Source organism: Pseudomonas sp. Colony2 (assembly GCF_019382755.1).
GTDB lineage: Bacteria > Pseudomonadota > Gammaproteobacteria > Pseudomonadales > Pseudomonadaceae > Aquipseudomonas.
This window is the reverse complement of the sequence record NZ_CP080030.1, coordinates 3,946,510-3,965,484: the sequence shown is the minus strand read 5'-3', so window position 1 is coordinate 3,965,484 and position 18,975 is coordinate 3,946,510. Positions and strand designations below refer to the sequence as shown.

Genomic DNA, 18,975 nt, shown 5'->3' with positions numbered 1-18,975 from the left:
CACAACGTCCATCCCAACCCCAGCGCCTTGTGCAATGACGCAAAGTCCTTGAGCAACAGCGCATCCCCGGAAATCCGGCTTTCCTGCGCCTGGTACCGCGTACGTTCCGCGTCCAGCCAATCCAGCGTGCTCGCCGTACCTGCCTTATAACGCTGGCGCGTCAGGTCCGCGGCCCGTACTGCCGAAGATTCCACGTTACGCAGCAGCACCACGTTCTGCCGCTGGTTGCCATACCGCGCCAGGGCCACATCCGCATCACGCAACGCACTCAACACCACGCTTTTGTAATGGGCCAGGGCCTCGTCGCGCCCGGCTTCCGCACCTTTGACACTGGCCGCCACCCGGCCGAAATCCAATGCGTTCCAGGTCAGCCGCGGCAACAGCAGCCAGGTGCCGCTGTCCTTGCGCGCCAGGTGCCCGGGATCGGCCGCCGAGAACGACAAGTCGCCCATCAGGCTGAGCTTGGGAAACCAGTCGGCGGTTTTCTCGCCGATCTGCGCGTTGCTGGAAGCCAGTTGGCGCTCGGCCACCCGGATATCCGGGCGTGCTTTCAGGATCGCCGCCGGGTCGGCAAATGGCACCTGGCTAGGGATAGCGGGCAGGGCGCGGGGAGTGTTGAGGCTCGCGTCCAACTCGCCCGGTTCCAGGCCGCAGAGCAGGTTCAACTGGTCAATCGCCTCGACGATTGACGCTTGCAGCGGCAGGCGTTGGGCCCGGGTGTTTTCGGCCTGTGTCAGGACCTGCTCCAGTTGCAACTGCGAGGCCACGCCACGGCTGCGTCGCTGCTGGGTCAGGTCCAGCGCCTGTTCCTCAATCTCGACACTGGCGTCCACCAGTGCCAGTCGCGCCTGCTGGTCACGCACGTCGGCATAGGTCTGCACCACCTCGGCTGCCAGTTGCACCTGGGCATCGGCCAGTTGCGCCTGCGAGGCGTCGTTCTCCGCCTGGGCCGCCTCGATTGCACGCCGGGTGCCGCCGAACAGGTCGGCCTCCCAGCTGGCATCAAAGCCGGCGAGGTAAAGGCTCAATGGCCCGCGACCACCGCCACTGCTGCCACCCAGCGCCGAGGTGTCGGGGGAGCGCAGCTTCAGCATCGCTGCATCGCCGGTGATCTTGGGCAGGGCGTTGGCGTTGGCGCCACTCAGGCTGGCTCGCGATTGCTTGAGGCGCGCCTGGGCGGTCGCCATGTCCGGACTGTTTTGCAGGGCCTGGGCCACCAATTGGTTGAGCTGCGGATCGCCCAGGGCTTGCCACCACTGGGCGACCGCGGGTGTGCGCGGCAGGCCTATGTCGGCGTGGGGCAAGCGCCCGGCCGCGAGGGTCTTTGGCGCGGCATCCGGCGCGCCCTGGTAGTCCGGCCCCACGGTACACGCCGTCAGCAGGCCGACGGTGAAGAGCAAGGGAAGTGAGCGATAAATCATGTTCGTTGGCCTGCCTGCGCCGCGCGCTTTTTCAGGATGAAGATCAGGGGAAGGCACGCCAGCATGGCGAGTCCCAGCACGTAGAACGCGTCGTTGTAGGCCATCACCGCCGCTTGTTGGGCGATGTCGTTGGCCAGATGACTGAGGGCCTGCAGCGAGGCGGTGGACGGGTCGCCGGTTTGCGCCAGGTAGCTGGCGGTATCGCTCGCCATTTGATCCTGGGTCAACTGGGTGTTGGCCTGGATGCCTTCGCGCAACATGTCGTCGTGGAAGTGGCTGCGCCGGTCCATCAGTACGCCGAGCAGCGCCAGCCCCAAGGTGCCGCCGAGGTTGCGTGACATGTTGTAGAGCCCGGCCGCGTCACCCGCATCGCGGGTTTCCACCGAGCGCATCGACAGTTGGCTGAGGGGCATCATCACCAGGATCTGCCCGAAGCCCCGCAGGATCTGCGACCAGTAGAAATCATGGCCGACACTCTGGGCGGTGAGCTGGGTGTCGAGAAAGCAGCTGGCCCAGTACATCAACAAACCCACGCCGACCATCATCCGCAGGTCCAGGCGGCCAAGCATTCGCGGCAGGATCGGCATCAGCAGGAACGCCGGAATCCCCGACAGCAACATGATCGAACCCGACTGTTGCGCGTTATAGCCCGACAGGATGCCGAGGAACTGCGGCACCAGGTACGCCGTGCCATAGAGCCCGGCGCCGACCGCCGTGGCGATCAGCAGCACGCTGCCGAAGCTGCGGTTGAGCACCAGTTGCAGGCGCAGGATCGGCGTACTCGAGCGGACTTGCCCGACGGCAATCAGGAAGAAGCCGATCACCATCGTGATGCTCAACCAGATGATCAACTGCGAATCGAACCAGTGTTCGCGCTGGCCTTCTTCCAGCACCACGGTGAGTGAACTCAGGCCCATGGCCAGGCCAATGATGCCCAGCCAGTCGGCCTTGATGAATTGCTGGAGGTTCATGCGGTCGCTGGGCAGGCCGGTGATCAGCAAGGTGATCAAGGTGATGCTGACGGGCAGGTTGATGAAGAAGCACCAGCGCCAGTTGATATTTTCCGTGAGCCATCCGCCAATCACCGGGCCCAGCAGCGGACCGAGGATCACCGTCATGCCGAACATCGTGGTGCCGATTGCCAACTGATGGGCAGGCAGGCGGGTGCGCACGATGGTCTGCGCGGTCGGGATCATCGCGCCGCCGGCAAAACCCTGGCCGATACGCCCGGCGATCATCGCGCCGAGGCTTGAGGAGAGCCCGCAGAACATCGAGAAAAACGTGAACATCAACGCGGTGCCGATCAGGAACCGGCGCAGGCCGAATACCCGGGTCAGCCAGGCGGCGAGGGGAATCATGACGATTTCCGACATCAGGTAACCGGTGGCGATCCACGTGCCCTCGGTACCGGTCGCGCCGATCTGGCCCTGGATCTGCGGCAGCGCCGAGTTGGTGATCGAGATGTCCAGAGTCGCCAGCAAGGCGCCCAGCGAGCCGGCGGCAACCGCGATCCAGTCGGTCAGCGAAGCGTTGCGCGGTTTGTCCGCGGGCACTTCCGTCAAGATGGCTTCAGCCATGGTTGGCGTCTGCCTTGTGGGTGCGGGTGTCGACTTCCACGGTGGCGGACAAGCCGGGCACCAGTGCCTGGCGCACGTCGTTATCCGGTACATCCAGGGAAATCCGCACCGGCACGCGCTGCACGATCTTGGTGAAGTTGCCGGTGGCGTTGGACGGCGGCAGCAACGCGAACTGTGCGCCGGTGCCGGGGGACAGGCTGTCGATATGGCCCTGAATATCATGGCCTGGCAGTGCGTCCACATGCACGGTGACGGCCTGCCCGGCGCGCATCTCGCCGATCTGGGTTTCCTTGTAGTTGGCGGTCAGGTAGATCGCGCTCACCGGCACCACGGTCAACAAGCGTGTGCCCGGCTGCACGTATTGGCCGACGCGTACACCGCGATCAGCGACGCGGCCATCGAGCGGGCTGCGAATCACCGCGTCGTCCACATCCAGCTGGCTCTGGGCTTCGCTGGCCTTGGCCACGCCGAGTTGCGCCTGGGCTTGCTTGAGCTGGGCTTCGAGGGTGCCGTAGCGGGTCTGGCTGGAGCGCAACGCGGCCTGCTTGGCTGCCACGGTGCTGCGGGCCTGGGCGAGTTGGTTGTTGAGCTGCGCCAGGCGTTCTTCCGGCTCGGCCCCGGAACGCGCCAGCGGCGCATAACGTGCGACTTCGGTTTGCGCGTGCTGGGCGTCGGCCTGGGCGCCTTGCAGTTGGGCCCGTGCTTCGGCGATGGTCGAGTCCTGTTGCACCAGGTCGGCCTGGGCCTTGGCAAAGTCGGCCTCGCGGGCCGCAATCGTCGCCGAGGCTTCGTCACTGACTGCCTGGTATTTGCGCGCATCCAGGCGCACCAGCACGTCGCCACGCTTCACGTTCTGGTTGTCGGCCACCAGCACCTCGGCGACGTAGCCGTTGATTTTCGGCGCCACGCTGATGCTGTCGGCTTGCAGATAGGCGTCGTCGGTGGTCTCGATAAAGCGCCCGGTGAGCCACCACCAGGCGCCCCACGCCAGCCCGGCCAACAGCGCCACGCCGGCGAGTGACAGTAGAATCCGTCGGGCTTTGCCACGTTGGCCGTTGACGGTGGTTTCAGGAATGACCTGAGGAGAGGGAGGTGCAGCGGACATCAAGTCACTCCAGTTTTATATCAGTTGGAATAAATTCGTTTTTTCGCGAATTTTTGTCAACTGGTATATTTTGGTTACGTTAAAAAAATGGAGTGGCACATGGCACGACACAAACCGGCCGCCGAAGGGGGTTATCAGCGGGGTGAAGAAACCCGCGCACGCATTATCGAGGCGGCTGTCGAGGTATTTGGCGAGCGTGGCTACGACGGCGCGTCCACGCGAGACATCGCGAATGCTGCCGGCGTCAATGCGCCCGCGATCCAGTACTACTTCGATGGCAAGGAAGGCGTGTATCTGGAATGCGTCGAGCACTTGATCACGCTGTTGTGGCAAAAGATGGCGCCTACCGTTGAAGCCGCAGAAGGTGCGCTGGCCGATCCCGGGGTCGACGATCAGAGGTTGATCGACGCCTCACTGGGCATTCTCGGCGCGGTGGTTTCAACGATCCAGGACAGTCCCCAGACCACCGCGTGGCGAGCGTTTCTTGATCGCCATCAAGCCGGGCTCTGCCCTGAAAGCGCGACCATGGCGTTCGAGGAACGCTTCAAGGCGCGCATCGCCAACGTGATCCGCCTGCTGATCGCGCGCGTTGCCGGCCTTGCCGTTGACGACGAACGCACGGTGATCCACTCGATGGCGCTGTTCACCCAGGGCCTGGCGTTTCGGGTGCAGAAACCCAAGCTGCTCTCCGCCTTGAACTGGACCGAAGTGAGCCAGAAGGAAATGGAACTGGTGCGGGATGTGGTGCTGATGCAGGCGCGGTTTACCCTGGAAGGCCTGGTACGGCATCGGGACCGGCGCTGACTTCAGCGCTTGCTGAAGGCCAGCCGGGCCGCGAACAGCACGAATATCATGCCGGTGGTGCGGTCCATCCACTTGATCACCTTTTCACGCCGCAGCACACCGGCCAATGGCTGCGTGGCACCGATCAGTATCAGTGCCCAGGCCAGGCTGATCACCACGTGGATGCTCACCAGCCCGAACGTCCACGCCACCAGCGGATGCCCCTGGGGAATGAACTGCGGCAGGAAAGACACGTAGAAAATCCCGATCTTGGGGTTGAGCACGTTGCCCATCATGCCTTTCAGGAACCAGTTGGCACCGGGTTTTCCATCGGCCTCGACGGACGCCAGCGAACTGCGCGGGCGCACCAGCATGTTCAAGCCCAGCCACGCCAGGTAAGCCGCGCCGCAGTACTTCAAGACGTTAAAGGCCACCTCGGACACGGCAATCAACGCGCCCAGCCCAAAGGCCACCGCTGCACCCCACAGCAGGCAGCCGGCATTGATGCCCAGGGTGGCGCGCAAGGCTTGTTGCTTGCCCTCCACCGTTGCAGTGCGCAATACCAGGGCCGTGTCCAGTCCGGGCGTCAACGTGAGCAACGTGGCGGCGAAGGTGAAGGCGAGCAGGTTGTCGGTGATGGACATGGATATTTACCTGAAATCAGAAACTCTCAAGACTGGCGTTGATACCGGCGAAACGCGCCAGCTCGATGGTTGCCGCGACCTGTTCAGCATCGATGATAAAGCCCTGGAAATCGTCATCTCCCGAGTCCAGATGAACGTAACGCTTGCCGAACCGAACCAGCCATTGGTCGAAACGGTCCAGCACCTCAGCCATTGATGACCTGCATACGTTGTATTCATCGTTCGTGGGGCAGATTACGGTCATGGGCGCGCGGCTGTCGATATTTAATCAAGAGCGTTGTGGCTTTCTGGAAAGGCTCATGACGCACTACACCGTCACGCCACGCGATTGCGCCCCGACGACTTGGCCCGATACAACTGCTGATCCGCACGCTTGATCAGCACTGTGGTGTCGCTGTCCGACGCTTCAACGAGCCCGACGCCAATACTCACCGTGACCTGCCCAGCGGTCTCGAAATACGCTCCGGCAATTGCCGCGCGAATCTTCTCGGCCACCACATCCGGGCTGTCCGGCGCTTCGATTTCCGGCAACAGCACCGCAAACTCTTCACCGCCGTAACGGGCGACGAAGTCAGTGGCGCGGGTGGCGTCCTGAATCAACTGCGCGAGCTGGCGCAGTACATCGTCCCCGACGGCATGCCCATGGGTATCGTTGATCCGCTTGAAATGATCAACGTCGATCAGCAGCAAGGCAAACGCGCGCCCGCTGCGCTGGAACAGCAGGCTGTACTCCGCCAGTTTTTCATCGAAGCGCCGACGGTTGTAGACGCCGGTCAGGGCGTCATGGCTGGCCAGGTTCAACAGCTCGGCATTGGCCTGGGTGAGGGCGGCAGTACGCTGGGCGACGGTGGCTTCCAGGGACGCATTGGTGTCCTGCAGTTCGCGCTCTTTGCCAAGCAGCGATTGGGTCATGCCCTTGATGGAGCGCCCGAGTTGGGCGATTTCCAGTACGAAATGGTCTTGAGGGAAATACGCGCCAGGCTGTTGGTTTTGGACCTGCTTGGCTGAACGCGCGAGTTCTTCGATGGGCCGGCTGAGGTACGACGCCAGGTAATACGCCACGAAGCCGAAAATCACCGCGGCAATGACGCCCAACAGCAGCAGTTTGTAGAGCAATACGCGGGCAGGGTGCAGGGCGATTTCCAGCGGCTGGCGCATCACGATGTACCAGGTCAGGCTGGAATTCGACGGGCTGGGCACCGCCACGGCGCTGGTCACGTAGCCGTTGTCGACCGACCAGCCGGTGTCATTGGCCAGGCGGTCCTGGGGCAGTTGCTGGCCGGCCAGTTGTTCCGGGTAGAGCACCTTGCCGTCGTTGTCGATGATCAGCGCCTCGATGTCCGGCGTATTGCCTTTGGCCGCTTCGACAATTTGTGTCACCCACGTCCAGTGGGCGTGAGCCCCCAGTACGCCGATCACCTGGCCCCCGGCATTGCGAATCGGTGCGGCAAAGTCGATGAAGCGCCAGGGCTCACCGTTGGAGCCCGGCAGCAGCTTGGCAAGCAATACCGCCTCGTGGGGATCGCCGGTGTAGTTGCCCTGCAAACCGGCCTGGAACCAGGGCCGTGCCGTTACGGATTGGTTGACCAGCAGCCCATTCACCGCCTGGCGCACACGCCCGTCTGTGTCGGCGACGCCCATCCACGCGTACTCGGCGCGGGACTGGGTGCGTTGTTCCATGGAGGTCAGTATGTCCGGATCGTCCAGGTTGCCCCGTCTGAACAGCGGTGCGCGGCTGAGCAGCGACACTTCGAGCTGGCGTTCACGCAGCTGCACCGCCAGTAGCGCGGCGGTGGAGCGGGCAGTGCTCAACAAGGCATTGCCACTGGCCAGTTTCAGTTGCTCGGTAGCGATGTGCCCAACGTAGAACCCTACGCTCACCAGGGTGAGCAGCGACAAACCGGCAAACCAGAGGGTCAGGTGACTACGCAGGCTGGCTTTGATCATTGGGGGCTATCTGAAAGGAGTGTGACTACATGGTAGTCGTACCATTCGGATAGTTGCCATAGCCTGATGATTTATACGCGCATTGATTTCCCACCTGCTTTCCCATGACGGCCATGCCAGAATATGGCGCTTAGCCACTTAGGGAACTCAAGGATGAAAACGCTGTGTGCTGCGCTGTTGTTGACGGTTGTAACCGGTCTGGCCCAGGCCAATGAGGTTCGGATCGGCTTCCAGGAAATAGTGATTCCCGACGCGGAGCACGGCAGGCCGTTGCAGGTGGCGGTGTGGTACCCGACCCATGCTTCCGGCACACCAGAACTGATTGCTGACAATCCGGTGTTTGTCGGCGCGCCGGCCTTGAAGGACGCCGCACCGGCTGCCGGCGAGCATCCGTTGGTGGTGATCTCCCACGGCATCTTCGGCAACTGGATCAACCAGTCCTGGCTCGCCAGTGCGTTGGCCGGGCAGGGTTATATCGTCGCCTCGCCCAACCACCCCGGCACCACCAGCAAGGACCGCACACAGCCGGCCGCTTCCGAGCTGTGGAAACGGCCCCTCGATATCCATCGGGTGATTGATGCCGTGATTGCCCAGCCGAAACGCTTCGGCGCGGTGGCCCAACGCAAGATCGCCGTCGTCGGGCACTCCCTCGGTGGCTGGACCGCACTCGAAGTCGGCGGTGCCCGCTTTGATCCGCAGCGCTTTACCGAGGACTGCAAGTTGCATCCGGAAATTGCCCCTTGCAAGGCCTACGAACAACTTGAGGTTGGTCGCACCGAGCAGGCGAGGCAGCGACTGGCCGGTGACTTGAGCGACCCGCGCGTGGCGGCCATTGTTTCCCTGGACCTGGGATTCGCCCGCGGCTTCAGCGATGCCAGCCTCGCGGCGCTGAACCGTCCCACGTTGGTGATTGCGGCGGGCACGCCATCGCCGGAATTGCCCGCCGCACTCGAGTCGGCCGACTTGGCCAAGCGCCTGCCGCAGAAGACTTCGCGCTACGTGGAAATCAGCGACGCCACGCACTTCAGCTTCCTGCCCATCTGCAAGCCGGGCGCGGTGGAGCGGATTGAACAGAGCGACCCCGGCGAAGGCTTCATTTGCCTGGATGCCAAGGGTGCTCGTCCCAAGCCGCAGATCCAGCAGCAGGTACTCAGCTTGATCAGTGAGTTTCTGCAGCAGTCACTGCGCTAGCCGTCAGATGTCCTTGGACAGCACCAGGCTCGCGCCCTTGCGGCTGAGGAACCATAGGTAGACCAGCCCGATCACGACCCAGGCAATCCCGAGCTTCTGTGCCTGCAGTCCCATGTTGAACATGATCGCGAAGGTGATCACAAAGCCCAGCACCGGCGTGATCAGGTGCCGCCACACATTGCGCGACTGCATGCGCCGCCAGTAGTAGTTGATCACGGTGATGTGCAGGATCATGAAGCCGCTCAGGGCGCCGAAATTCACCAGTGAGGTGAGGGTGTCCACGGTGTCGATGAAGAAGTAGCAGATGACCAGCGACAGCACGCCCACCAGGTAAATGCTCAGGTATGGCGTGCTGTATTTCGGATGGACCCTGGCCAGGATTCCCGGAAGCTTGCCATCCCGGGCCATGCCGAACAGCAGTCGCGACACTGCTGCCTGCGAGGTGATGGACACCGCCACACCCCACGCCAACGCCGTGGCAATCGCCGTCAGCGAAGCCAGCCAGCTGCCGCCGGCAATGGCTGCAATTTCGTAAAAAGCCGAGTCGGCGGACGTGAAGCCCATGCCTGCCGCAAGGTCGGTTGCCAGCCAGGTTTGCGCCACGAAAATCGCGCCCATCACCAGCAAACTGATCAGCGCGGCCCGGCCCACACTGCGCCCGGCATCGCCTCTGGTTTCTTCCGCCAGGGTGGAAATCGCGTCAAAGCCCAGGAACGACAGCACCGCGATTGAAACGCCCTGCATCAGCAACCCAAAGTTGAATCCTGTGGGGTTGTACAGCGGCGCCAGCGTCAGGTGGCCGTTGCCGGCACCCCCGTGCAGAGCCTTCCAGGCACACACTAGGAAAATCCCCAGCACCACCAGTTGCGCCAGCAGGAACACGATGTTCATGCGCGCGGTAAACGTCATACCGCGCAGGTTGACCAGGGTGGCACTGACCAGGAACGCCAGGATAAATGCGGTCTTCGGAATCTCGGGGTACAAGTGGTTCAGCGCAATCGCGGCATAGATATACAGCAACGGCGGGATCAGCAGGTAATCGAGCAACAGCAGCCAACCGGCAATAAACCCGACACCTGGATTCAGCCCGCGCTGGGCGTAGGAATACACCGAGCCGGCAATCGGGAACGCCCGCGCCATGCTGCCGTAGCTCAACGCGGTAAACAGCATTGCCACCATGCCGACGATATAGGCCAGCGGTACCATGCCGGGCGCTTCGCTGTTCACATAGCCATACACGCCAAAGGGCGCGATGGGGATCATGAAGATCATCCCGTAGATCACCAGGTCCGTAAGGGACAGGCTGCGCTTCAGTTCTTGTTTATAGCCAAACTCTTCAATTGCCATGATGGGGTACTTCCGTATGAAGTAAGGCGAATGCGCAGCCGCCAAAGCGGCCGAACATGTTCTTGAACCCGGCAGGTTAAAAGACGCCCAGGCGGTTTTTTTATAGTTGTAAGACCGGTCCAGCCAACAGCAGCAGCTACAGCAGTGGAGCCAGATAGTCCGCCCATGACTGCAGCGCATGGGGCGTTCGCAGCAGGTCGTTCCTGACCTCCAGCAGCACGGCCTCAATGCCGCGCTGATCACCGTGGAACGGCACGGTCATGTCACCGAGCACATCCACTTCGTAAGGCTGGTTGGCGGCAACGTTCAAGCCCTGGGCGGCCAACCCTTGCAGAATCCCTTCGGCATAGGCGGCGGCGCCGGCAAACAACACGCCGGCCTCGAGCGGGCGGGGTTGGCCGTGGTAAATCGGGGTGAAGCTGTGGACGGCCACGATGCGCACTTCGCGACCTTGCGCCAGTCGCGCATCGATCAGGGCGCTCAAGCGCTGGTGAAAGGGTGTGAACAAGCGCTCCTGGCGATACTGGCGAACGATGTCAGGAAGTTCCCGGTTGCCTGGCACGTCGTAGATTTCGCTGCGTGGCGGAATGCTGTCGGGGGCTTCCAGCGGGCGATTGAGGTCGATCAGCAAGCGCGAATAGGCGGCCGAGATCAACGTGGCATCCAGGGCCCTCGAGAGTCGTTCCGCCAGTTTCAGCGCACCGATGTCCCAGGCGATATGCTCCTTTGCCGCTTCATCGTTCAGGCCCAGGGCGTTCAGTTCCGTGGGGATGTAGGAACTGGCATGTTCGCAAACCAGAATCACCGGGTGCTCGGACTCTTGCCGGCTGACCCGGTATACCGGTTTCTTGAACAGGCCGTGTTCGGGGGAATCAGTAAAGGCGGGCATAGTGATCACAGAGTTCGGCAGGCGTCAGTTTCTCGGTGGATTTGAGCTCTTCGGCTTTCAGGGCGAAGTAGGCATCCATCAGCAGTGGCGGCAATTGGTCCAGCAACTGCGGGTTGTTGCGCAGGCTGGCGAGGGCGTCTTCTAGGGTGTCGGGCAGGGCGAGGATATGCCGCGCCTGGCGTTGTTCATCGCTCATGGACTCCGGGTCTTCATCGGAGGAACTGTCCAGCGTGAGCTTTTGCTGGAGGCCCAGGCGGCCGGCAATCAGCACGGCGGCCATGCTCAGGTGCGGTGAGGCGGTTGCGTCCAGCGGGCGGAACTCCAGGTTGTATTGTCTGGCCGGGGACTTGCCGCCGATGGTGATGGTCGGGCAAATCCGCAGTGACGCTTCGCGATTGCGCTGGCCCAGGTTGGCGTAGGACGCACTCCAGTGATGAGGCTTCAAGCGCAGGTAGGAAATCGGCGTGGGCGCGCTGAAGGCGCATAACGCGGGCAGGAATTTCAACACGCCCGCCGCCCACTGCCGGCCTTTTTCGGACAGCCCGTTGCTGCTTTGCGCGTCGTACATCACCGCGTTTCCGGCTGGATCCTGCAAGCTGATATGCAGGTGCACGCCGTTGCTCACGCCATCGGCTTCGAGCTTGGGCGAGAAGCTGATATCCAGGCCCATCTGGCGCGCGATTTCACGGGTGATCTCCCGCACATTCACCGCGCGATCGGCTGCGGCCACACCTTGAGTGGGACGGCAGGTGACTTCGTATTGCGCCTTGCCATACTCCGGCAAAAACATCTCCGGTTCGACGCCGGCCGCCTTCAGCGCGCTCAACAGCCAGCCGCCGAAAGACGCGGCGTGATGCTGGGCGGAAAGCGAGAAGGCATGGTGAGCGTTGTCAGGGGCCTTGTAGCCGAGGTTGAACTCATGTTCGAACGCGGCAGTCACCTCAAGCTTCAGCTCGTCGCGATAACGCTGGATCTCGTTGCGCAACATCGTGCGCGGGCAGGCCGCCCAGGGCTGGCCGTCGGTTTCGCAGATATCGGCGTGGATAAAATCCAGGCCCGGCGCATTGGCGTCCGGGCCGTTGGGCACCTGCACGCGGGTATTCATGTCCGGGATCAGGCGCAAATCGCCGCAGGAGCCCCAGGGATTATTCTCCGCCACCCGGTCCTGAGGCGTCAGCGCACTGTTGGCCGGCACCCAACCCACACCGGCTTGCTGATAACTCTCAAGCTCGTCCGTGGGAAACGAACGTCCGCGAGTCACACCAATCAGGTCGGTGGTGACGATAGTGGTCATTGCCGTTGGCTGGATCAGGCTCACGGGCGCAACTCCTGCAAACGGTTGATCACGGTTTGGGTGTCGGTGATCCAGCAATAACCCTTGATCGCCTCGAGGCACGCGTGATGCCGTTCGAAGGTGTAAGTGGCGCAGGCATCTTCGATCAGGGTCACCAGATAGCCACGGTCTGCGGCGTCACGCACGGCCATGTCGACGCACTGGTCGGTAACGATGCCGGCGATGATCAGGTGCCGGGTTTCCAGATTGCGCAGCACGTAATCGATGTTGGTGGAGTTGAAGACCCCGGACGACGTCTTGGGCAGCACGATTTCATTTTCAATGGGCGTCAACTCGTCAATCACGCCGGCCTGGTAGCTGCCCTTGGGCAAATGCATGTCCGACAGCTTGTGATCCAGCGAGCGATCGCGGCCATCCGCCGTGAGGCTTTCGATGATGGTGTGCAGCACGTTTTGCCGGGCTTCGCGCACCGCATTCAACAGCCGGACTTGATTGGGGATCACCGTTTCCCGAGCACGACCCAGGAAATATGCTGCGTGCGGGCCCTGCAAATGCGGGTCGAGTGCCGGGTCGAGCCAGGCACGTTGCATGTCCACCAGCAGCAAGGCGGTGTTGCCCGCGGTGAACGGAAGATCGCGGGGCGAATGATGGGGGAGCGTGAACATTGTTATTTTTCCTCCAAAAGGTGAGCGGCGAATTCCGTGCGAAGGGCATCGATCCCTTCCAGGCGGGCATCCAGGCCATTGCTGTGTTGTGTGAGGGTGGCGATCAGGGCTTCTACCTGCGCGAGGGCGGGCACCATCGTGTCAAAGGCCGACACCGATTCCACTGGGGAGCTGATGATCAAGTCGGCCAATTCCCGCAGCGGCGAGGCATAAATGTCGGTGAACAACACCACCCGCGCGCCCCGCGCCTTGGCGGCGGTTGCCACGCGCAAGGCCTGGGTCTGGTAGCGGCGGTAGTCGAACAGCAGCACCAGGTCCTGGCGCTGGATGTCATGGATTCGGTCGGGTAACTGGGCGTTGTCTTCCAGGGAATGACAGCCCGGACGCAACAGGCGCAAGTGATTCACCAGGTAGCCCGCGAGAAAACTGCTGAGCCGGCCGCCGAAGCAGAACACCTGGTGTTTGGTATCCAGCAGCCATTCGGTGAGTACGCGCACGTCTTCGGGTTGGGTCAGGGCCTGGGTTTCCTGAAGGGCGCGGTTGCAGTCGTGCAGGTAAGTGGCCCAGGCGTCATCCTGGGACGAGTGCGCCCGGGGTTGCAGCAGGGTGATTGGGGACCGCAGGCGGTGGTCCATTTCGCTGAGCAAGGCGTCCTGGAATTCGGCATAGCCACCGAAGCCGAGCTTCTTCACCAACCGCATGATGGTCGGGTCGCTGACCCCGGCGTGTTCGGCCAGGCGCGCCATGGAACCGAGGCCGCTGCGTGGATAGTGGTCGAGGAGGGCACGGATCACCTTGCGCTCGGAAGGCGTAGGGCTGAGTGCGGCGTCGGTGAGTTTGTCACGTAGGTTGGTCATATCTCGCCTTGTTGTTTTTGCTACGGCTTGGCGAGAATGAGTGTATTGGTAGTAAATGCTACATGTAAAGGCAGATTTCGGCTGTTTGTTGGAAACACTACAGGGATATGGCTTGACCTGTAGCGAGGGAGCTTGCTCCTGCCGGGGTGCTAAGCGCGTCCAAAGAAAGGACCGCTACGCAGTCCAACGGGAGCAAGCTCCCTCGCCACAATGGTATTTGCATTGGATCACTTCCCCACCCGCCCCGGAATGGCCACCCGACTTGTCGCCTTCACCTCCCGCAACGCCAGGCTCGACTGAATCGACGCAATCCCCAATTGCCGCCGCAACACGCTCTCTACAAAATCGCTGTAGGCATCCAGATCCTCCGCCAGCACCTGCAGCAGATAATCCGCATCCCCGGTGATCTTGTGGCAGGACTGCACCTGCGGCAGCTCCTTGATCACGGCCTCAAAGTCTTCTGGCGTATGGTCGGAATGCACGGCAAACCGCACATGCACAAACGCCATGATCTCCAGGCCCAGCATCTTGCGATCCAGGTTGGCCTGGTAGTCCTTGATCACGCCTTCTTCCTCCAGCCGCTTGCGCCGTCGCCAGCATGGAGTGAGGCTCAGTGACAGCCGCTCGCTGAGTTCGGCGTTGGAAATACTCGCGTCTTCCTGCAGCAAGGCGAGGATGGCGAGATCGGTGTCGTCAAGTGCGACCTGTCTGGTTTTATTTTTCTTCATGGCGGCTCTTTGGGGTAAAAATTCCCGATTACGCTAGCATCGGCGCACGTAAAAGCAAAGAAAGCCCACCGCAGCCAGAACAAAATAATCACCTGTCTTTCACGGGTGGATGTCTTTCATGTTGACTGTTTTCAGCGACTCTCATCGTTTGCACCATGGCACCGAACTCAAGGATGGCGTGCTCAAGCCGTCCTTCGAACAACCCAGCCGCGCCGACACGGTGCGTGATCGGGTCAAGCACGTTGGGCTGGGCGATATCATCGTGCCGCGCACGTTCGACCGGGCCTGTTACGTCAATGCCCACAGCGAACGCTACGTGTCCTTCCTGGAAACTGCCTGGGCCGAATGGACGGCGATTGGCCGTGCCCATGACGCCTTGCCGCTGGTGTGGCCGGTGCGGGACCTGGCCAATGAGCAGGTGCCGGAATTCATCGACGGCAAGCTCGGGTTTTTCGCGATGGATGCCGGTTCACCGATCACCAGCACCACCTGGGAAGCGGTGAAGACCAGCGCCGATATCGCACTCACCGGCCTGGCATTGATTGATGAAGGCCACAACAGCGCCTTCGCCCTGTGCCGGCCACCGGGCCACCATGCGGCGCGGGAATACATGGGCGGTTATTGCTACCTGAATAACGCAGCCATTGCCGCGCAACAGGCGATCACCCAAGGTGCCAAACGGGTCGCGGTGCTGGACGTGGATTTCCACCACGGCAACGGCACGCAGAACATCTTCTATGATCGCAATGACGTGATGTTCGTCTCGCTGCATGGCGATCCGTCGGTGTCGTATCCCTACTATTCGGGCTTCAGTGCCGAGCGCGGTGCCGGGGCGGGCGAGGGGTTCAACCTGAACTACCCGCTGGCGAAAAACACCGGGTGGAGCACCTACAAAGAAGCGTTGCTCGACGCCTGCAATCAACTCAGAACGTTCTCGCCGCAAGTGCTGGTGATTTCCCTCGGCGTCGACACCTTCAAGGACGATCCCATCAGTCATTTCCTGCTGGAAAGCCGCGACTTCCTCGGCATCGGCGAGATCATCGCCAGCGTCGGCGTGCCCACGCTGTTTGTGATGGAAGGCGGCTACATGGTCGATGAAATCGGCATCAACGCGGTCAACGTGCTGCACGGTTTCGAGAACAAACACGCCTGACCCCGATGCCATTCCAACAATAAACAACGCCTGACTTTTTTCTGCCAAAACTCAAAAACATAACAAGAGGTTTTGTGATGAAAACAACCGTGCCCGGGCTGATTGAAAAGCCCGCTTTGCAACGCACCCTCAACAACCGCCATATCCAACTGATGGCCATGGGCGGTGCGATCGGCACCGGCCTGTTCATGGGCTCGGGCAAGATCATCGCGCTGTCCGGCACCTCGATCATCCTGATCTACATGATCATCGGGCTGTTTGTGTATTTCGTGATGCGCGCCATGGGTGAGCTGCTGCTGTCCAACCTGAACTTCAAGAGCTTCGCCGACTTTGCAGGTGCATACCTGGGGCCGCGTGCGGCGTTTTTTCTCGGCTGGTCGTACTGGCTGAGCTGGAGCGTGGCGGTGGTGGGGGATGCGGTGGTGGTCGGGGGCTTTTTCCAGTACTGGTTCCCGCACGTGCCGGCCTGGATACCGGCGATTGCAATGCTGCTGACCCTGTTTGCCTTGAATGTGCTGACGGTGCGGCTGTTCGGCGAGGTGGAGTTCTGGTTTGCGATCATCAAGATCATCGCCGTGGTGACCCTGATCAGTGTGAGCGTGGTGTTGATTGCCAGCTCGTTTGTGTCGCCCACCGGCGTCACGGCTTCCCTGAATCATTTGCTGGATAAACAGGCGGCGTTTCCCAATGGCGTGTTCGGCTTCTTTGCCGGGTTCCAGATGGCGATCTTCTCGTTTGCCGGCACCGAGTTGATCGGCACGGCGGCGGCCGAAACCCGTTCGCCGGAGAAGACGCTGCCCAAGGCAATCAACTCGATTCCGCTGCGGATCATCCTGTTCTACGTGCTGGCCTTGGCCTGCATCATTGCGGTGACATCCTGGGAGCAGGTGTCGCCCAGCAAGAGCCCCTTTGTCGAGCTGTTCCTGGTGGCCGGCTTTCCCGCCGCCGCCGGGATTGTGAATTTCGTGGTACTGACCTCAGCGGCTTCTTCGGCCAACAGCGGGGTGTTTTCGGCGAGTCGTATGTTGTTCGGCCTGGCGGACCTGGGAGACGCACCCGGGATATTCCGACGACTGTCGAAAAACAGCGTGCCGTTTATCAGCCTGGCGTTTACCACCTTCCTGATGCTGCTGGGCTTGTTGCTGCTGTTTATAGTCCCGGAAGTGATGACGGCCTTTACCATCGTCTCCACTGTTTCGGCGATCCTGGTGATCTTTACCTGGTCGACCATCCTGGCGTCCTACATCGCCTATCGGAAAAAGTGCCCGGAGCTACATGAAAAATCCCTCTACAAAATGCCCGGAGGCGTACCGTTGGCGTGGGTTTCACTTGGCTTCCTGGCGTTCGTACTTTGCCTACTGGCACTTCGCCCAGATACCCGCCTGGCCCTTTGCGTGATGCCTGCATGGTTTATGTGGCTGGCGGTTGCCTACCATTTCTCGCATTTTCGCCACCGACTCCAGCCTGATCAACGCACGGCGCAGTAGCGGTTGTCGTACAACCGCAGGCCATTCAACCCTCGAACAAGGCCGGCTTGTACGGCCTTTTCATGACGGTTTTTTCATCGGTACATGACAAAAATTTCACAATCTGCGCCATCGGCCCCATGCCACAATCCGCAGCGTTTGCAGGGCCGCAACGGTATTCGCTCGAAGGACAGTAAAAAAATAATGTTCACAGGGGCGCAGTAAATGAAACTCTCTACATTAGCGTTGGCCATCACGGCGGCTGTCCTTGCACAACACGCCAGCGCGGACGGCTTTGGTCTTGGCTCACTCGGCACGGGTGACGGCCATAGCGGCTTCCTCGAAGACAGTCATTCTTCGATCAGTTCGCGCACCATGTACTACAACGCCGACGTTCACTCCGGCACGGCGAACGACCTGCGGGAAGCGGCTCAAGTACTGCGTTTCGACTATAAATCCGGTTACACCCAGGGCACCGTCGGCGTAGGTTTCGACGTGATGGCTTTCGGCGCGTTGCGTCTGGACGGTGGCGATGGCCACGCAGCGGGCAATGGCCTGTCGGGTAACGGCAACAGCTTCTTCCCGGTGAAGAACAATGGCACCGAGCCTGCTGACAGCTTCGGTCGCGCAGCCGGCAACGTTAAATTCCGTATTTCCCAGACTGAATTGCACGTGGGCGGTGGTTTGGCGCCGATCCTGCCGATCCTGGTGTCCAACGACAGCCGTGCCGCTCCGCAAACATTCGACGGCGGTATCCTGACCTCCAAGGACATTCCCAACGTCACCTTCACCGGTGGCGAGCTGAACAAGGCTGAAGGTCGTGCATCGAGCAACTCCACGGGCTTGAGCGTGGCCGGTGCCACTCGCGACAGCGACAGCTTCCGTTTCGGTGGTGTCGACTACCAGCCGTTTGGTTCTTCTGACAACGTCATCGCTAAAAACCTGACGTTGCAGTACTACTACGCCAACCTGGAAGACTTCTACAAACAGAACTATTTCGGCCTGGTCCACGTATTGCCGTTGGGCAATGACCAGTCGTTCAAGACCGACCTGCGTTATTTCGACAGCACCAGCGACGGCAAAAACGGTTCGGCCGGCTATGCGTTCAACAACAACGGCGGCTATGCCAAGCACGCCGGTGAAGTCGACAACAAAACCTACAGTGCTGCCTTCACCTATCAGTTGGGCGGCAGCCAGTTGATGCTCGGCCATATCGGCGTGAGTGATGACGGTGGCTTCGTCTGGGTCAACCAGGGCAGCATCGCCGATCCAACCGCCCAAGGCGCGGCCGGTTCCGACTTCTACCTGTTCACCGACGCGGTGGTTGGCCAGTTCTCCCGTGCGGGCGAGCAGGTCAATTTCGGTCAGTACCTGTATGACTTCAGAACCCTGGTGCCGGGCCTGAAAGCCTCGATTGCCTACCTCAACGGCAGCGACATCAAGGCCAAGGTTGCCGGTGGCAGCGATCAGTCGGAACGCGAAACCGATTTCCGTCTTGATTACGTCGTGCAGGAAGGCCCGCTGAAAGGCTTCGGTACTACGTTCCGTACCGGCAGCTACCACGGCCATAACACCGGCACCGCCGACCAGGATCAGACCCGCCTGATCTTCAACTACACCTACGCGCTGTTTTAATCAGTCGTCGGTAACTGCTCCAGATGAAGGCCGCCCATTGGGCGGCCTTCTTTATTGGCGTGGGGTTCCAGCCAGAGCAGGGCGCTACAGTTGTTTTTACACAACGCAACGTTTAACCATGCGCGGCAATTCCCAACCTACAGGTCAAGACAAGAACCGTTTCCATGAAAGTCAGTGCACGCAACGTATTCAAAGGCCAGGTCAGCCAGGTCCAGCACGGCGCGGTCAATGCCGAAGTGGTGTTGACCCTGCCCGGCGGCGAGCAGTTGGTGG

General features: G+C 61.2%; 18 protein-coding genes. 6 read left to right on the top strand and 12 right to left on the bottom strand.

What is annotated here, in order from left to right; translation table 11 throughout:
• From JV201_RS15585 to JV201_RS15575, 3 genes are all read right to left on the bottom strand, one after another.
• Nucleotides 1–1,421: efflux transporter outer membrane subunit (locus JV201_RS15585; RefSeq protein WP_102369199.1), on the bottom strand; the 1,421-nt coding region annotated here is incomplete at its 3' end.
• Nucleotides 1,418–2,998, bottom strand: coding sequence for a DHA2 family efflux MFS transporter permease subunit (locus tag JV201_RS15580; RefSeq protein ID WP_003215162.1), 1,581 nt, complete (start codon nt 2,996–2,998; stop codon nt 1,418–1,420). The genes JV201_RS15585 and JV201_RS15580, both read right to left, overlap by 4 nt.
• Nucleotides 2,991–4,103 carry an HlyD family secretion protein gene (locus JV201_RS15575; RefSeq protein ID WP_102369198.1) on the bottom strand — a complete coding sequence of 371 codons (1,113 nt, stop codon included), beginning with the start codon at nt 4,101–4,103 and terminating at the stop codon, nt 2,991–2,993. Before JV201_RS15575 ends, JV201_RS15580 begins: the two co-directional genes overlap by 8 nt.
• A gap of 99 nt (nt 4,104–4,202) precedes the next feature.
• Between JV201_RS15575 and JV201_RS15570 the strand changes: the two genes are divergently transcribed.
• A complete protein-coding gene (locus JV201_RS15570; protein WP_177009446.1) occupies nt 4,203–4,907 on the top strand; it encodes a CerR family C-terminal domain-containing protein in 705 nt (234 codons plus the stop codon).
• Between the two features lie 2 nt (nt 4,908–4,909).
• Here the strand turns inward: JV201_RS15570 and JV201_RS15565 are convergent, their stop codons facing one another.
• The 3 genes from JV201_RS15565 to JV201_RS15555 form a co-directional block, all read right to left on the bottom strand.
• Nucleotides 4,910–5,530 (bottom strand): LysE family translocator, encoded by a 621-nt coding sequence (locus JV201_RS15565; RefSeq protein WP_008436344.1) that lies wholly within the window; start codon nt 5,528–5,530, stop codon nt 4,910–4,912.
• A 16-nt stretch (nt 5,531–5,546) separates the two neighbouring features.
• Nucleotides 5,547–5,723 (bottom strand): hypothetical protein, encoded by a 177-nt coding sequence (locus JV201_RS15560; RefSeq protein WP_003215170.1) that lies wholly within the window; start codon nt 5,721–5,723, stop codon nt 5,547–5,549.
• Nucleotides 5,724–5,845: 122 nt separating this feature from the next.
• On the bottom strand, nt 5,846–7,477 hold the full coding sequence (locus JV201_RS15555; RefSeq protein ID WP_177047177.1) for a sensor domain-containing diguanylate cyclase: 1,632 nt from the start codon (nt 7,475–7,477) through the stop codon (nt 5,846–5,848).
• 153 nt (nt 7,478–7,630) lie between these two features.
• Between JV201_RS15555 and JV201_RS15550 the strand changes: the two genes are divergently transcribed.
• Nucleotides 7,631–8,668: an alpha/beta fold hydrolase gene (locus JV201_RS15550; RefSeq protein WP_003215174.1), complete on the top strand. Its 1,038-nt coding sequence runs from the start codon at nt 7,631–7,633 to the stop codon at nt 8,666–8,668.
• Between the two features lie 3 nt (nt 8,669–8,671).
• Here JV201_RS15550 and JV201_RS15545 read toward each other — a convergent pair whose 3' ends face one another.
• The 6 genes from JV201_RS15545 to JV201_RS15520 form a co-directional block, all read right to left on the bottom strand.
• On the bottom strand, nt 8,672–10,015 hold the full coding sequence (locus tag JV201_RS15545) for an APC family permease (protein ID WP_134326731.1): 1,344 nt from the start codon (nt 10,013–10,015) through the stop codon (nt 8,672–8,674).
• 136 nt (nt 10,016–10,151) lie between these two features.
• Nucleotides 10,152–10,904: an N-formylglutamate amidohydrolase gene (locus JV201_RS15540; protein ID WP_003215178.1), complete on the bottom strand. Its 753-nt coding sequence runs from the start codon at nt 10,902–10,904 to the stop codon at nt 10,152–10,154.
• Complete coding sequence (locus JV201_RS15535) at nt 10,888–12,222, bottom strand: glutamine synthetase family protein (protein WP_257903227.1); 1,335 nt, start codon at nt 12,220–12,222, stop codon at nt 10,888–10,890. The genes JV201_RS15540 and JV201_RS15535 overlap by 17 nt, the downstream gene beginning before the upstream one ends.
• Entirely contained in the window at nt 12,219–12,863 is a 645-nt protein-coding gene (locus JV201_RS15530; protein WP_003215182.1) for an isochorismatase family cysteine hydrolase, read from the bottom strand. Before JV201_RS15530 ends, JV201_RS15535 begins: the two co-directional genes overlap by 4 nt.
• 2 nt (nt 12,864–12,865) lie before the next feature.
• Nucleotides 12,866–13,720: a MurR/RpiR family transcriptional regulator gene (locus JV201_RS15525; protein ID WP_003215184.1), complete on the bottom strand. Its 855-nt coding sequence runs from the start codon at nt 13,718–13,720 to the stop codon at nt 12,866–12,868.
• A gap of 227 nt (nt 13,721–13,947) precedes the next feature.
• On the bottom strand, nt 13,948–14,448 hold the full coding sequence (locus tag JV201_RS15520) for an Lrp/AsnC family transcriptional regulator (protein WP_008436349.1): 501 nt from the start codon (nt 14,446–14,448) through the stop codon (nt 13,948–13,950).
• A gap of 118 nt (nt 14,449–14,566) precedes the next feature.
• Here JV201_RS15520 and JV201_RS15515 point away from each other — a divergent pair, with 118 nt between their 5' ends.
• The 4 genes from JV201_RS15515 to JV201_RS15500 all read left to right on the top strand — a co-directional run.
• Nucleotides 14,567–15,601, top strand: coding sequence for a histone deacetylase family protein (locus tag JV201_RS15515; RefSeq protein ID WP_087695060.1), 1,035 nt, complete (start codon nt 14,567–14,569; stop codon nt 15,599–15,601).
• 77 nt (nt 15,602–15,678) lie between these two features.
• Nucleotides 15,679–17,088 carry an amino acid permease gene (locus JV201_RS15510; RefSeq protein WP_102369195.1) on the top strand — a complete coding sequence of 470 codons (1,410 nt, stop codon included), beginning with the start codon at nt 15,679–15,681 and terminating at the stop codon, nt 17,086–17,088.
• 204 nt (nt 17,089–17,292) lie between these two features.
• Nucleotides 17,293–18,702: an OprD family outer membrane porin gene (locus tag JV201_RS15505; RefSeq protein ID WP_023658889.1), complete on the top strand. Its 1,410-nt coding sequence runs from the start codon at nt 17,293–17,295 to the stop codon at nt 18,700–18,702.
• A 164-nt stretch (nt 18,703–18,866) separates the two neighbouring features.
• A partial coding sequence (locus JV201_RS15500) for a TOBE domain-containing protein (RefSeq protein ID WP_219407185.1) occupies nt 18,867–18,975 on the top strand: 109 nt, incomplete at its 3' end.